Consider the following 14,245-nt stretch of genomic DNA (forward strand, 5'->3'; position numbering starts at 1 on the left):
TGACCATCACAACGGACGGGGGCGTCCGGGTCCACAGGAGTTCAACATGAGCTGGCTGTCTCGAAACGCCGCCCGTCTGATCGGTGCAACCGCCGTCGCCAGTGTGATTCTGGCGACGGCGTCGCCCGCCTCGGCCCAGAGCGCCATTCGCGACACCGAGATCGAAGCGATCATCCACGAATGGTCCGATCCGGTGTTCACGGCCATGGGGCTGGAACCGTCCGAGATCGAAATCCTGCTGATCAACGAGAACGATCTGAACGCCTTCGCCACGCGGGGGCGGATCATGGGGCTGAACACCGGTCTGATCCTGCGGACCCGAAATCCCAACGAACTGCTCGGCGTCATCGCGCACGAGGCGGGACACATAAAGAATCGCCACACCCTGCGTGACGGGGCGCAGCAAGCAGGCATGCAGCCCCTGCTGATGACCATGGCGCTGGGCGCGCTGGCCATCGCCGCCGGAGCGCCGGACGCCGGCGCCATCCTGATCGGCAACAGCCAGTATTTCGGCACGCTCAGCGCGTTGCGCTATATGACCCACCAAGAAGGCGAGGCCGACAACACCGGCGCCCGCGCGCTGGAGCGAGCCGGCGAGTCCGGGCGCGGCCTGCTGACCTTCTTCGAAAACTTCCGTTCGCAGGAAGTCTTCTCGGACGCCCGCCGCTACCCCTACTTCCGTAGCCACCCGCTGTCCTCGGACCGGATCGAGAACCTGCGCCGTCTGGTGGCGGAACAGTCGAACTACAGCCATCAGGACAGCCCAGAGCGACTGGCCCAGCACGCGCTGATCCTGGCCAAGATCCACGCCTTCATGGACGCGCCGAACGCCACCCTGCGCGACTATCCGGAAACAGACGTCTCGCTTCCGGCCCGTTACGCTCGCGCCATCGCCTGGTATCGGGATGGCCAGACGGAGCGGGCCCTCACCGCTGTCGATGTGCTGCTGGCCGAGCAGCCGGTGAACCCCTATTTCTGGGAGCTGAAAGGTCAGATCCTGTTCGAGGAAGGTCGCCCGGCCGAGGCCATCGGCGCCCACCAGCGCTCGGTCGATCTGAAGCCCGACGCCCCCCTGCTCCGTATCAATCTGGCGCACGCCATGATCGAAACCCACGAGGCCGAACAAATCACCCTCGCGGTGGACCAGCTCAAGCGCGCGACCGCGCTGGAGCCGGACAACACCATGGGCTGGCGTCTGCTGTCCCAGGCCTATGCGACCCAAGGCAAGGAAGGCGAAGCCCGTCTGGCTTCGGCTGAAATGTATTTCGCCATGGGCGCCGAGACCCAGGCCACCCAGTTCGCCCTGCGCGCCCGCGACATGCTGACGCCGGGATCGGCCGACTGGACCCGCGCGATGGACATCGTGTTCGCTTCAGGCGCCACCCAGGATGACGTGGACGCCGTCGACCGCCGCAACAGCCGCAATCGCCCGGTTGTTGTGCCCGCCTCCAGCTGACCTTCCGGAAAACCGCATGACCGACGAGACGCCCGCCCCGCCCCCCGCCACCTCCGCCCTGTCTCGCCTGACCAAGGGGCCGGGCATCGGTCTGGCGGCGTTGGCGGTGTCCGTGGCGGCGCTGGCTCTGGCGGTCGCGCCCTATTTCGGCGCCGGCGGATCGGATGCCCAAATCCGCAACTACCTGCTGAACCATCCCGAAATGCTGCAGGAGATGAGCCAGGCCCTGCAGATCAAGCAGAACACCGAACTGTCGGATTCGATTACCCGTCGCGCTGCGCTGAGTCCCGCGCTTCTGGCCGCCGACGCCCGCGACGCCGCCTTCGGGCCGGTAGACGCCAAGGTCACGGTTGTGGAGTTCTTCGATTTCCGATGCCCCGGCTGCAAGGCGACCGCGCCGGAAATCCTGCGCATCATGCAGGCCAATCCGGATGTGCGTTTCGTCTTCAAGGACTGGCCGATCCTCGACCGCGGCGACCCGTCCGGCCCGTCGCACTACGCCGCCCGCGCGGCGCAGGCGGCCCATGATCAAGGCAAATACCTGCCGGTTTTCCGGGCCCTGATGGCCGAGGGTGATCTTAACGAGGAGTCGATCAACGCCATTCTGGCCGCGAATGGCGTGACGCTGGACGCGGCTCGCGCGGCGATGGCCAGCCCGGAAATGACCCGTCATCTGGTCGATACGGACACGGCGGCGATGGCCCTGGGCCTGCAGGCGACCCCGACCTTCATCATCAACGGCCGCGCCATCGCCAGCATCCAGCCGGACGCGCTCGAGGCGGCGATACGGGAGGCCAGGGCCCGCGCCCGCTAGGACGCCCACCCCGGTCAGGCCAGCTTCAGGTCCATCGCTCCGCCGATCCATTCGATCCGCGACCTACGGCGCGCCTCCGCCGCGGCGGCTGGATCGCCCAGCGCGGCTTCGGCCTCGGCCAGCACGAAGTAGCTGTAGGGGTCATTGGGCCAGTCCTCGAGCAGTTCCAGCACCTTGGCCTTCGCCCCCGCCGCATCGCCCTTCAATAGCAGGGCGGCGGCCAGACTGCGGCGCGTCGGGAACCAGATGATCGGCGGATCGCCACCCTCCTCGCCCTGGCCCTGAATGGCGGCGGCGGCGCCGTAGGCCTCGGCGGCCGCGTTCCAGTCGCCCTCGATCATGGCCGCGCGACCTTCAAGAACGCGCTGGAAGACCTCGGTGAACCGGCTTCCCATCGCCGCCGGCCCCTCGGTGGGCATGCCTTCCCGCAGGGCCGCGATGGCAGCGGCTTCGGCTCGAACGGCGGCGGCGTCGTTGGCCCGGGCGGCAGCCTCTCCGCGCGCGTATCGCCACCCCGCCCGCTGGACCGGGCGCCCCTCGGGCGGTTCCGTCAGCGTCGCGAGTTGATCCGGCGTTCCATAACGACCGAACATGGCATAGGCGTTATTCGCCATCGCTTGCGGCCAGGGTGAATTCATCCGCGGATCGTCGCCCAGCACCGTCAGGAAGCGGTTGGCCAGCATCAGCCCCTGCTCCGCTCCGCCGGACATCAGGGCGCCGCCCATGCCGAAATGGATGTTGTGGCCATGCAGCGGCATGCCCTTCACCCCGCCGGGCGGCCGCGCCAGCTCATCGTAACGCTGGTCCAGAGCCACGGCGTTGACGTTCGATATCATCGCATCGCGGTAGCGACCCACACGGAAGAAGGTGTGGGACGGCATGTGCACCAGATGGCTGGCGCCCGGCGCCAGCAGGGCCAGTCGCTCGCCGTAGGGGATCGCCTTGTGCGGATCGTCCGACCATTCGGTCAGGTGGATATAGAGATGGATGGCGCCCGGATCATTCGGGGCATGCGCCAGCGTCTGTTCCAGAATCTCCATGGCCCGCGTAATGCCCGGATCAGCGGCCTTGCCGTCGTCATCCCACCACTTGTCCGCCTTCAGCATCCATGCGTCGGCGGCGACGGCGGCCACGGTCACGTCCTGCGGGTTGCGCCTGGCGATGCGATCCATGGTTTCGGCGAAGCGACGGGCGCGGCTGTCTTCCCGACCGGAATAGCGCTGGATGAGGGCGTCGATCATCTGGCGCTGCATCGGGGTCGCTCGGCGCGCTATCCGGCGAGCATCCCGGGCCGCCTTCAGCGCCGTGACACGGCTCTCCTCGTCGTTGCCGCCCCCATTCAGGTTCGGGCCCAGCGCCCAGGCCTCGCCCCAGGCGCACATGGCGCAGGCCGAATCCAGCAGGCGCGCCTTGCGGAAGGCCCTCACCGATTCCTTGTGCTCGAACGCCCAGCGCAGACGGACGCCGTGATCGAACCACGCCTGCGCCTCCGGGTTGGCGGTGTCGATCTGGAACCCGCCGGTCCCGAAACCGTCCACCATGACCATGTCGGCCACCGAGGTGTCGGACATCGCCGACTCGACCCGGCCACAGACCTGTGGTCGTTCGATCAGATCACGCGCCGCCCTGTCCGTCGTCGCGTCAGCAACGGCCATCGGCCCGATCAGGATCGCGCCCAGCGTGACCCCGGCCATCAAAACGCGCTTCATCGTCGCCTCCCCTCACCCGGAGCCACTGTGGCGGGTCGGATCGGCTTCGCCAAGCCTGAAGCCTCAGCCGCAGTCCACCCTCTCAATGATGCCCGTCGACTGGTTGAAGCGTATATTCAGACGGTCCGGACGATAGTCGCGCGTAGTCGGGCAGGTGGTGCAGACGATGCGGACGTTGGCGCCTGCGGCGAAATCCACGGCCCCGACGTGGCTGCCCACCAGTCGTTGCGCGCCCGAGGCGTCGCAAGCCATGGGCGCGCTCGGCTCAACCGGGGGCTGGACCGGAGCGCAGGCCCCGGCCAGCAGTGCGACCGCGGTCCCGACGATCAGCCGCATTTGACCTCGCGGATCACGCTCGTGGCCTGATCATAGACAATGTTCAGACGTTGCGGGTTGTAATCCATCGTCACAGGACAAGTGGTGCAGGTCACCCGCCAGGTCTCCCCCGCCGGGGCCGCGGGCAGTTCCGAACGATTGCGACCGACGTAGCGCTGATACTGGTCCGCCTTGCAGGCCGCAGGACCATCGGACGGCAGTTCAGCGACCGGGTCAGACGCCATCGGCGCGCAGCCCGCCACCAATCCGGCGGCGGCCAGGCTCAGGATCAGGGCTCTCATCGGTGCTCTCCCTTGTTGGTTTGTCTCAGCCACAGCGCACCTGTTCGACAAGGTTCGTCTGCGAATTGAAGAAAATATTCAGTCGGTACGGCGAAAAATCTTCGGTGACGGCGCAGCTGGTGCAGGTCACGCGCCGGTTAACGACATCCACCGGCACGGGGATTTCAGTCTTCGGACGACCGACAAGATACTGCAGATCACCGGCGCGACACAGGTCGGCGTCCGGGTTGCGCGGCGTGCGCGTGCCGATCGGCTGGTTCTGGCGGGCTTCCTCTATCGCACGTGGAGCCGGCGCTTCGGCGACCGACGCCGCCGAGGAACAGGCGCCCAAAACGATAAGACCGATCAGGCCGCCTTTTCCCAGCGCCCCTCGGGCGATTGCTTCCAGTACGCCAGATTCGCCCCGGCCTCCTTCAGCGTCTTCCAGCGGGCCCGCGCGCCTTGCAGTGACGCCTCGTCGCGTCCGTCGAAGATGATGAAGCATCGTTCCAGTCTCTCCGTATCGCCCAGCTCCGCCCCGTCCACGATGAACAGCGCCTGAGCGGCGTTCGGGTTCTCAGGACCTTCGGTCAAAAGCACCGGCTGGCGTCCGGCATTGGGCTCCGACACCCGGCCATGCGCCAGGAAGCTGTCGTCCCGGTAAGTCCAGAGATGATCGTCGATGTCGTCGAGGGTTCGGCTTTCGGTCGCCCGGATGATCGCCTTCCACCCCCGCTCGCGGGTCTTCTCAAGCAGCCCGGGCAGGACCTGGCCGAGAGTGGAGCGCTCAAGGTGGTAAAACCAGATTTCGGGGCCGTTCGCCATGACCCCAGAATGACGAAACCCCGCCCGCTTATCCAGAGACAGCGAACGGGGTCGTAAAGTTTGCGGAGAATAAGTCCGCCGGGATCAGGACTCGTAGGAGTCCTTCACCATCCGGTCCAGCGTGCGGACGCCCCAGCCCACGGCGCCGTCGGGCACGGTCGGGTTGCGGCTGTCCTTGACCCATGCGGTCGGGGCGATGTCGATGTGCGCCCATGGCGTGCCGTTGGTGAAACGCTGCAGGAACAGGGCGGCGGTGATCGAACCACCGGCGCGACCGTTGCCGGTGTTCTTCACATCGGCGATCGGGGTGTCGATGTGGCGCTCGTAGAAGGCCGGGATCGGCATGCGCCAGGCGTTCTCGCCGACCTTCGGACCGGCGGCCAGGAAGTTGTTCGCCAGTTCGTCCGAGTTCGAGAAGACACCCGCGTACTCGAGACCCAGCGCCACGATCATGGCGCCGGTCAGGGTGGCGAGATCGAGCATGAATTTCGGCTTGAAGCGGTCCTGGGTGTACCAGAGGCAGTCCGCCAGAACGAGGCGGCCTTCCGCGTCGGTGTTCAGCACCTCAACGGTCTGGCCCGACAGAGAGACGACGACATCGCCTGGACGTTGGGCGTTGCCGTCCGGCATGTTCTCGACCAGACCGATCACCCCGACGGCGTTGACCTTGGCCTTGCGGCCCGCCAGCGCGTGCATCAGGCCGACCACCGCGGCCGAACCGCCCATGTCCCACTTCATCTCTTCCATGCCGTCAGCCGGCTTGAGTGAGATGCCGCCGGTGTCGAAGCACACGCCCTTGCCGACGAAGGCGATCGGCTGCTCACCCTTGGCGCCGCCGTTCCACTTCATGATGACGACCTGGCTGTCGCGCACGCTGCCCTGACCCACGGCCAGAAGGGTGCGGAAGCCCAGCTTTTCGAGTTCCTTCTCGCCCAAAATTTCGACCTCAAGGCCCAGCTTTTCCAGAGCCTTGACGCGCTTGGCGTACTCTTCCGGGTAAAGGATATTGGCGGGCTCGGCGACCAGATCGCGCGAGAACTCGACGGCCTCGGCGACGGCCGAATAGCTGACGTATGCGGCCTCGGCGGCCTGCACGTCGGCGGCGACGACCTTGATCGTCTCGATGGACGGCGTCTTCTCGGGCTTCAGCGTGGTGCGGTATTTCAGGAAGCGATAGCTGGCCAGACGGGCCGCGAAGGCCGCCCGCGCGGCCTGATCGGCCGACAGGTGGCTGACATCGATGGTGATCGACGTCGCGCCCGAAAGCTTGACAGCGTGGTAGGCGGCGCCGGCGGCGGTCTCCAGCGCGAGGTCGTCGAACTTGTCGGGAGCGCCCGCGCCGGTCAGCACGACGGTTCCGGCGTCCACGCCCGCCGGTGCGGCGACGATCAGGGTGCTGTTCGAGCCGCCGGTGAAGCGGCTGTTCGTCATGGCCTTGGTCAGGGCGCCCGAGGCGGCGTTGTCCACAGCCGAGCCCGCACCGGCGAAGGCGCGGCCGTCGTGTACGAGAACGGCCAGAACCTCGGCAGCGGCGGCCGAGGCGACGAATTCGATCTTCATTTACTGCTCCCGCCGGGATGTAACGCCCCGGTCTTGTGCGAGTGGGATTGTTCGCGCGGTTTCACCGGCGCAAACGGGTGTGTATTAGATGCTCTCCCTCGCCGCTGGCTGCAACGGGCGATTTCCGTTCCTTTATGACTTTGATTCAAGGCTACCTTTTCCGGCAGATCGGCCGCCCTGTGTTGGCAGCGTGCGCCGCGCTGGCCGGAATCGGGATTCTGAGCCAGAGCCTGGACCAGCTGGAGTTCATCGTTGAACGCGGCCAGAGCGTCTGGGTGATGGTCAAGCTGACCCTGCTGGCCCTGCCCCAGCTGCTGGCGGTGATCATTCCCATCGGCCTGTTCGTCGGCGCGCTCACCGCGCTGACCCGTCTGCAACGGGAGCAGGAACTGACTGCGGTCTTCGCGTCCGGCGTGACCCGCTGGCAGGCTATACGTCCGGCGGTGAAGCTGGCGCTTATCGCGACACTGCTGACCCTGTTCATCACCACGGTCGCGCAGCCCTGGGCCCAGCGGGCGGCCCGCGACGAGACCTTCGCCGTCCGCACCGACCTCGCGGCCCTGCTGGTCGAGGAAGGCAATTTCGTTCAGGGGCCGAAGGGTCTGACCGTCTACGTCCAGCAGATCGAGCAGAACGGCCTGCTCAAGAACCTGTTCGTCTATGTGCAGGAAGGCGACAAGACCACGACCTGGGACGCGGCCGAGGCCCGTTTCAGCCGGATCGACGGGCAGCCATATCTGACCCTTCTGAACGGCTCATGGCAGCGCTACTCCTCGCGCGGGGTGCTGGAGTATCTGTCTTTCGGCCGTCAGGATCTGCCGCTTTCGCAGTACGTCGATGTGAATGACACCGTCCGCTACAAGCCGTCGGATCTTTACCTTCCGCAGTTGTTCAATCCTTCGCCACGCGATCTGGAGAAGGTCGGCTCGGCCGGTGAACTGATGGCGGAGGGCCATTCGCGCCTGTCCGCTCCGCTGTATGCCCTGGTGGCGATGTCGATGGCGCTGGCCGCGCTGATGGGTGGATCGTTCAGTCGGACAGGCTATGGCCTGCGTATCGCCAAGGCCGCCGGAGCCTTCCTCGTCGTCCGTATCCTCGGCTACGGCGTTGTGGCCGCCAGCGCCTGGAATAGCTGGCTGAACATCCTCCAGTACGTCCTGCCCCTCGTCGCGACAGCCATCGCCCTGCGTGTGCTGTTCCGCTCGCTCAAGCCGCGCCGGAGCCGGCTCGCGCCGATGCTTGCACGTCTGAAAGCGAGGTTCGCATGAGCAGCCGCACCTCCCTGAAGGCGCCCTGGCTACGTCTGGGCCGGATCGAACGCTACATTCTGGTGCAGCAGGCCCGCTCTCTGATGATCGCACTGGGCGTCATCTCGGCGCTGATCATGCTGATCGACTTTGTCGAGATTTCGCGTGGCGTGGGCTCGGATGTGGACCTTTCGGCCCTGCGCATCCTCGGCCTGATGCTGCTGAAATCACCGCAGGTGATTATCCAGCTGCTGCCATTCGTCTTCCTGTTTGGCACTCTTGCGGCCTTCGTCGGCCTGAACCGGCGCAGCGAACTGATCGCCATGCGGGCCGCGGGTGTCTCGGCCTGGAGATTCGTCCTGCCCGCCGCGGGCTTCGCCTTCCTGTTCGGCATTCTCACCGTCACAGCGCTGGGCCCCGCCGCCTCCGCCGCCGACGGCCTGTTCCAGCGCGAGCGATCGCGACTGTCCGGATCCGTCGCCGGAAGCGACAGCACTCAGGCGGTCTGGGTCCGTGAGGGCGATGACACCCGTCAGATGGTCATCCGCGCCGACCGTCAGGATCGGTCCGGCGGCCGCCTGCTGGGCGTGACCTTCTTCATCTATGTCAACGACGGTGAAGGACTGCGCACCTTCTCCGAACGGATCGACGCCGCCTCGGCCTCGCTCAGCGCCGGCCGCTGGCGTCTGGTAGACGCGGTCGGCGCCCAGATCGGGCAACGGGCCGTGCGCTACGCCACCCTCGACCTGCCCTCCAGCCTTGCGGACGAAGAGGCTTTCGAGCGGTTCGCCCGACCGCAGGCGACGTCTTTCTGGTCCCTGCCTGCCCAGATCGCCCGAATCGAGAACGCCGGCTTCTCCTCCACCGCCTATGCCCTGCGTCTGCAGCAACTGCTGGCGACTCCACTGATGTTCGCGGCGATGTCGATCCTCGCGGCAGCATTCTCCCTGCGTCTGATGCGTCTGGGAGACCTGGCACGGATGAGCGCGGCGGCCGTTGTGCTGGGCTTCGCGTTCTTCTTCGTGAATCAGGCGGCTTCGGCCTTCGGGTCCGCGGAAGTGATTCCGGCCTGGCTGGCGGCATGGCTGCCGCCTTTGCTCACGGCGCTCGCCGCCTTCACATTGCTGTTCTATACCGAGGACGGCTAAGCGATCCGTCGCCTCGCCTTCGCCAACCCTTCTGAGTGAGCTTGCATGCTGCCTGACCGCCGCCGGCTTCGTACCGCAGCCCTGCGCCGCCGGCTTCTCGCCGGTGTCGGAGCAGTGGCGCTGGTCGCCTCGGGCGGCGCGGCCTACGCCCAGCAAGCGTCTTCCGCGCCCGCCCAGCCCGGTCCTGACGGACTGGCTCCCGACGCGGTCTATCTGGAGGCCGATTCGACCATCCGGACAGGCGACACCCTGACCGCGACCAGCAACGGCGAGGAACGCGTGCTGGCCCGTTTCCGCAACACGACCCTGCGGGCCGGTGAATTCAGGTACGACCTGAACCTCGGCGTGGCCAGCGCGCGTGACCGGGTCGAGTTCACCGACGATGCGGGCAATCAGGTCTTCGCCAGCCAACTCCAGCTGGATTCCGAGCTGCGGGCGGGTGTCGCGGTCGATTTCGCGACCCGATTCCGGAACGGCGCCAGCCTGATGGCCGCCACGGCGGTGCGTCGCGGCGAGAACCTGAACGAGCTCAACTACGCGATCTTCACGCCGTGCCCGATCTGCGACACGGACGGGTCGCCGAAGCAGCCCAGCATCTCCATCCAGGCGGAAAAAGTCGTACAGGACGAGAGCCTGCGCGCCATCCTGTACCGGAACGCGGTGTTCCGCATCGGCGGCGTGCCGGTCTTCTATATGCCGGTCTTCTCGCACCCGGACCCGACCGTCGACCGCGCCTCAGGCTTCCTGGTTCCTGTGCCCAGCTACGATGAAGGTCGCGGCTACAGCCTCGAGGTGCCCTATCTTCAGGTGATCTCGCCGTCCGAGGACTGGCTGATCAGCCCGCAGTTCAACACTGACGTAGCCCCCTTCCTGAATCTGCAATGGCGTCGCCGGTTCAGTGACGGGACGATCGTCCTGCGCGGCGGCTACACCTATGAGCGCAACTTCGGCGATGAGCCCTTCGGCGACCGGACGAACCGCAGTTACTTCCTCGGGCACGGTGACTTCGATCCCGAGGGTCCCTGGCGCTGGGGCTTCACAGCCGAGCGCACCTCCGACAAGACGCTGTTCGACCGTTACGATGTGCGTGATCCGTATCAGGACAATGGTCTGTATTACGGCGACCAGCGCCGGCTGATCTCGCAGCTTTACGCCGAGCGCCAGACCGAACGATCCTACCTGTCGGTCGCGGCGTTCAGCATCCAGAGCCTTCGGGTGAAGGAATTCGACTTCGCCAATCCGGCCCTGAACATCTTTGAGAGCGACGGAGAGCTTCCGCTCGTCGCCCCGCTGATCGACGCGCGCTGGGAACCGGATGGCCCGGTCTTCGGCGGTCGTCTGCGTTTGCGGGGTTCGGCCGTGGCATTGTCGCGTGACGACTATATCGGCAGCCCCGTTTTGCGGCCCGAGATCATCCCCGCTGTCCCGACGATCGGCTATCCCGGCGTGGATACACGCCGCGTGACCGGTCAGGCCGAATGGCGTCGGACGATGATCACCTCGGCGGGACTCCGGTTCGAGCCGTTTATCGACCTGCGCGCCGACCTCTATTCGATCAGCGACCTGCCGCCGATGATGGGGGTTGAAGGCGGCACGATCACCCGCAGCCGGGCAACCGCGGGCGTGGACGTCTCCTTCCCTCTGATCCGCCGCATCGGCGCCGGGGCCGACCTGATTCTCGAACCGATGGCCCAGCTGTCGATCTCGACCGATCCGGACTATGACTCCCGCATCCCGAACGAGGACAGCCCCGCGCTGGAGCTCGACGAGAGCTCGCTGTTCCGCGTCGATCGCTTCCCCGGCTATGACCAGCTGGAAGGCGGAATGCGCTTCACCACCGGCGGTCGGGCGACCCTCCGCTGGGGCGACGGTCGTCAGGCCAGCCTGTTCGTGGGCCGCAGCTTCCGTGAAGAAGCCGACACCGCCTTCCTCACCCCCGTTCCCGGCGGAGCGCCCGGACAGCTGTATGATCCCAGCGGCCTGTCAGCCGATACCTCCGACTGGGTGGTTCAGGGCAGCTTCTCCCCGTCAGACCGTATCCGCGGCTGGGCGCACGCGACGATCGACTCATCCGGCGACGTCCGCCGTGCTGAAGTCGCCGTCGATGGCCGCTGGGGCCGTCGCAATCTGGCGACCCTCAGCTATGTGGTGGACCGCTCCAATCCGCTCGCGAGCGCCGACAGCCGTAACTACGAATTCGTTCAGCTCGCCGGTCAGCAGTTCATCTACGGCAACTGGGGCATCGCCGCTTCAGGCATCGCCGACATGGAACGGAACCTGATCACCCGCTCGGAAGTCGGCCTCCTGTTCGACGACGATTGCTTCCGCTTCGAGCTGGGGTGGCGCAGAGACAACACACAGGTCCGCCCCAGTGGTCCTTCGGAGGGTATCTATATCCGCCTAAACCTCGCCACTTTCGGCGGTACAGGGTAAGGACAGGGCGACGGGCGCTGACCGACGCGCGACTCGGGCTGCGCGATGCGTGCAATCCCCGCGGTCGAACCGGCGGCGCCGCATGAGGAACCAGGACTGAAATGCGTTTGCAGCGTTATTTGACGGGCGTGGCCATGGCCGCCCTGCTGGCCGGGTCGGCCGTAGCCCAGACCGCTCCGGGACAAGCTCCCGCCGCCGCGGGCACGCTGAACCCCGCCGCCGGACAAGCCCCGCCGGCCGCTCCGGCGGCAGCGCCGCAGTTCCAGATGGCCGATGGCATTCTGGCCACTGTCAATGACAGCGTCATCACGGGCTATGACCTGCGCCAGCGCATGCTGCTGCTCATCGCCATGACGCAGGTCCAGCCGACGCCCGAAAACATCCCGGCGATCCAGCAGCAGGCGATGAACGCGTTGATTGACGAACGCCTGCAGAGTCAGGAGCTCGCCAAGTACGAAGAACTCGTCGTCAGCGATGAAGAAGTTGATCGCGAAATCGCGTCCATGGCGCAGGAGGTCGGCACCAGCGGCGAGAACTACCTCCAGTACCTCGCGCAGGGCGGCATCCGTCCCCAGACCTTCCGCGAACAACTGCGCACCCAGATCGGCTGGTCGCAACTGGTCGGCGGGCGCTTCCAGAGCCGCGCCCGCGTCAGCCGGGCGGCGGTCGACGCCGCTCTTCGCCAGATCAACGAAGCCGCGACCAAGAAGCAGTATCTGATCGGCGAGATCTACATCGAAGCCAGCCGCGTCGGCGGGCAGCAGGCGGCGCTCAACGGCGCCAACCAGCTGGTGTCCCAGATGGTGCAGGGCGCGCCCTTCCAGGCGGTCGCCCAGCAGTTCTCCGCCGCGCCGTCGGCTACCCGCGGGGGTGACGCCGGCTGGGTCGTCGAAGGCACCGTCCAGCCCAACCTCCAGACCGCGCTGGATCAACTGGCGCCCGGACAGCTGTCGCGTCCGATCCCGGTCGAAGGCGGTGTCTATATCGTTTACATGCGCGACAAGCGTGACGGCGCTTCGGCCAGCCTGGTGTCGATGAGACAGGTGATGGTCGAACTGCCGGAGACCGCCACCGAAGCCGAGGTGACGGCCGCCACGCAACGTCTGGAGGCCATTCGTGGCCAGCTGACCTGCGACAACATCCTGACCCGCGCCCGCTCCGAGCAGGGCCTGCTTGGCGCTGATCTGGGCGAAACCGACGTCCAGAACCTGGCCCCGCAGTTCCAACAAGTCGCCCGCTCGGCCGAGATCGGCTCGATCAGTTCGCCGGTTCGCACGCCGCTGGGCATTCACCTGCTGGCCGTGTGCGGTCGTCGGGTCGGCGGAACCGAAGTTCCGGACGCCCGCACCGTCGAAAACCAGCTGTTCCGTCAGAACATCGCCACCCTGGGCCGCCGTTATATGCGCGACCTGCGTGACGACGCCCTGATCGAGTACAAGAACTGATGACGCCTCCGTCCGCCCCGCTGGCGCTCTCGATGGGGGAGCCGGCGGGCGTCGGGCCGGAGATCATCGCCAAGGCGTGGGCCGCCCTGAAAGCCGACGGCCCGGTCTTCGCCGTGATCGGCGACGCCGCCCTGCTGCGTGCGCAAGGCCAACCGGTCCAGTCCATTCCCGACATCAGCGAAGCGCCCGGCGTGTTCGCCCGCGCCATTCCGGTGCTGGACCAGCCTCTGCCCGGTCCGGTGACGCCCGGCGCTCCGAGCCCGATCAACGCCGGGCCGGTCGCCGACTGGATCGAACAGGCTGTCAATCTGGTCCTGTCCGGCGGAGCCTCGGGCGTCGTCACCGCCCCGATCGCCAAGGCGCCGCTCTATGCCGCCGGCTTCCGCTTTCCGGGCCATACCGAGTTCATCGCAGAACTGACCGCCGACGTCCCGTTCGGCGGCACACGGGGGCCGGTCATGATGCTGACGGCGCGCGACCTGCGCGCCTGTCTGGTAACCATCCATTCGCCGCTGGCCGAGGTTCCCGAACTGGTCACCGCCGAGCGCATCCAGCGCGCCGCCCGCGTGGTCCACGAGTCGATGAAACGCGACTTCGGCATCGCCCGCCCCCGGTTGGCCGTCGCGGGCCTGAACCCACACGCGGGCGAAGGCGGGGCCTTGGGGCTGGAGGAGATCGAGATCATCGCCCCCGCGCTGGAGGCCCTGCGCGAGGAAGGCCTGATCATCGCCGGCCCCCTGCCCGCCGACACCATGTTCCACGAAGAGGCGCGCGCCACCTATGACGCCGCCATCTGCCTGTATCACGACCAAGCCCTGATCCCGGTGAAGACGCTGGACTTCTGGGGCGGGGTCAATGCGACGCTGGGCCTACCGGTGGTGCGCACATCGCCGGACCACGGCACGGGTTTCGAGATCGCCGGCAAGAACCTCGCCCGCCCGGACAGCCTGATCGCGGCGATCCGGCTGGCCGGGGTGATGGCGGCGGCGCGCGCGGTGCGCTAGTCAGCGTC

13 protein-coding genes are annotated in these 14,245 nt (G+C 66.8%); 7 read left to right on the plus strand and 6 right to left on the minus strand.

The features are described 5' to 3' along the window. Nucleotides 1–46: 46 nt before the first annotated feature. Together ACODRV_RS07675 and ACODRV_RS07680 are read left to right on the plus strand one after the other, a co-directional pair. Nucleotides 47–1,456, plus strand: a complete 1,410-nt coding sequence (locus ACODRV_RS07675; protein ID WP_488907921.1) for a M48 family metalloprotease — start codon at nt 47–49, stop codon at nt 1,454–1,456. 16 nt (nt 1,457–1,472) lie between these two features. Beyond that, a complete protein-coding gene (locus ACODRV_RS07680) occupies nt 1,473–2,270 on the plus strand; it encodes a DsbA family protein (protein ID WP_488907922.1) in 798 nt (265 codons plus the stop codon). Nucleotides 2,271–2,284: 14 nt separating this feature from the next. On the opposite strand, the gene ACODRV_RS07685 is transcribed toward ACODRV_RS07680, so the two are convergent. From ACODRV_RS07685 to ACODRV_RS07710, 6 genes are all read right to left on the minus strand, one after another. Continuing rightward, nucleotides 2,285–3,979, minus strand: a complete 1,695-nt coding sequence (locus tag ACODRV_RS07685) for a hypothetical protein (RefSeq protein WP_488907923.1) — start codon at nt 3,977–3,979, stop codon at nt 2,285–2,287. A gap of 63 nt (nt 3,980–4,042) precedes the next feature. Continuing rightward, nucleotides 4,043–4,315: a peptidase inhibitor I78 gene (locus ACODRV_RS07690; RefSeq protein WP_488907924.1), complete on the minus strand. Its 273-nt coding sequence runs from the start codon at nt 4,313–4,315 to the stop codon at nt 4,043–4,045. Then, nucleotides 4,306–4,596 (minus strand): I78 family peptidase inhibitor, encoded by a 291-nt coding sequence (locus ACODRV_RS07695; RefSeq protein ID WP_488907925.1) that lies wholly within the window; start codon nt 4,594–4,596, stop codon nt 4,306–4,308. The genes ACODRV_RS07690 and ACODRV_RS07695 overlap by 10 nt, the downstream gene beginning before the upstream one ends. Nucleotides 4,597–4,621: 25 nt before the next feature. Next, on the minus strand, nt 4,622–4,927 hold the full coding sequence (locus ACODRV_RS07700) for a hypothetical protein (RefSeq protein ID WP_488907926.1): 306 nt from the start codon (nt 4,925–4,927) through the stop codon (nt 4,622–4,624). Between the two features lie 14 nt (nt 4,928–4,941). After that, the gene (locus ACODRV_RS07705; RefSeq protein WP_488907927.1) at nt 4,942–5,400 is read right to left on the minus strand and encodes a DNA polymerase III subunit chi; all 459 of its coding nucleotides are present in this window, start codon (nt 5,398–5,400) and stop codon (nt 4,942–4,944) included. 84 nt (nt 5,401–5,484) lie between these two features. Beyond that, complete coding sequence (locus tag ACODRV_RS07710; RefSeq protein WP_488907928.1) at nt 5,485–6,960, minus strand: leucyl aminopeptidase; 1,476 nt, start codon at nt 6,958–6,960, stop codon at nt 5,485–5,487. Nucleotides 6,961–7,094: 134 nt separating this feature from the next. Between ACODRV_RS07710 and ACODRV_RS07715 the strand changes: the two genes are divergently transcribed. The 5 genes from ACODRV_RS07715 to pdxA all read left to right on the plus strand — a co-directional run bounded on the left by ACODRV_RS07715 (nt 7,095) and on the right by pdxA (nt 14,237). Next, the gene (locus tag ACODRV_RS07715) at nt 7,095–8,228 is read left to right on the plus strand and encodes an LptF/LptG family permease (protein WP_488907929.1); all 1,134 of its coding nucleotides are present in this window, start codon (nt 7,095–7,097) and stop codon (nt 8,226–8,228) included. Beyond that, entirely contained in the window at nt 8,225–9,355 is a 1,131-nt protein-coding gene (gene lptG, locus ACODRV_RS07720; protein WP_141626451.1) for an LPS export ABC transporter permease LptG, read from the plus strand. The genes ACODRV_RS07715 and lptG overlap by 4 nt, the downstream gene beginning before the upstream one ends. A 45-nt stretch (nt 9,356–9,400) precedes the next feature. After that, nucleotides 9,401–11,788: an LPS-assembly protein LptD gene (locus ACODRV_RS07725; protein ID WP_488907930.1), complete on the plus strand. Its 2,388-nt coding sequence runs from the start codon at nt 9,401–9,403 to the stop codon at nt 11,786–11,788. A gap of 101 nt (nt 11,789–11,889) precedes the next feature. Next, nucleotides 11,890–13,233, plus strand: coding sequence for a peptidylprolyl isomerase (locus ACODRV_RS07730; RefSeq protein ID WP_488907931.1), 1,344 nt, complete (start codon nt 11,890–11,892; stop codon nt 13,231–13,233). Continuing rightward, a complete protein-coding gene (pdxA, locus tag ACODRV_RS07735) occupies nt 13,233–14,237 on the plus strand; it encodes a 4-hydroxythreonine-4-phosphate dehydrogenase PdxA (RefSeq protein ID WP_488907932.1) in 1,005 nt (334 codons plus the stop codon). Before ACODRV_RS07730 ends, pdxA begins: the two co-directional genes overlap by 1 nt. Nucleotides 14,238–14,245 lie beyond the last annotated feature (8 nt).

Source organism: Brevundimonas sp. FG8, assembly GCF_057808845.1.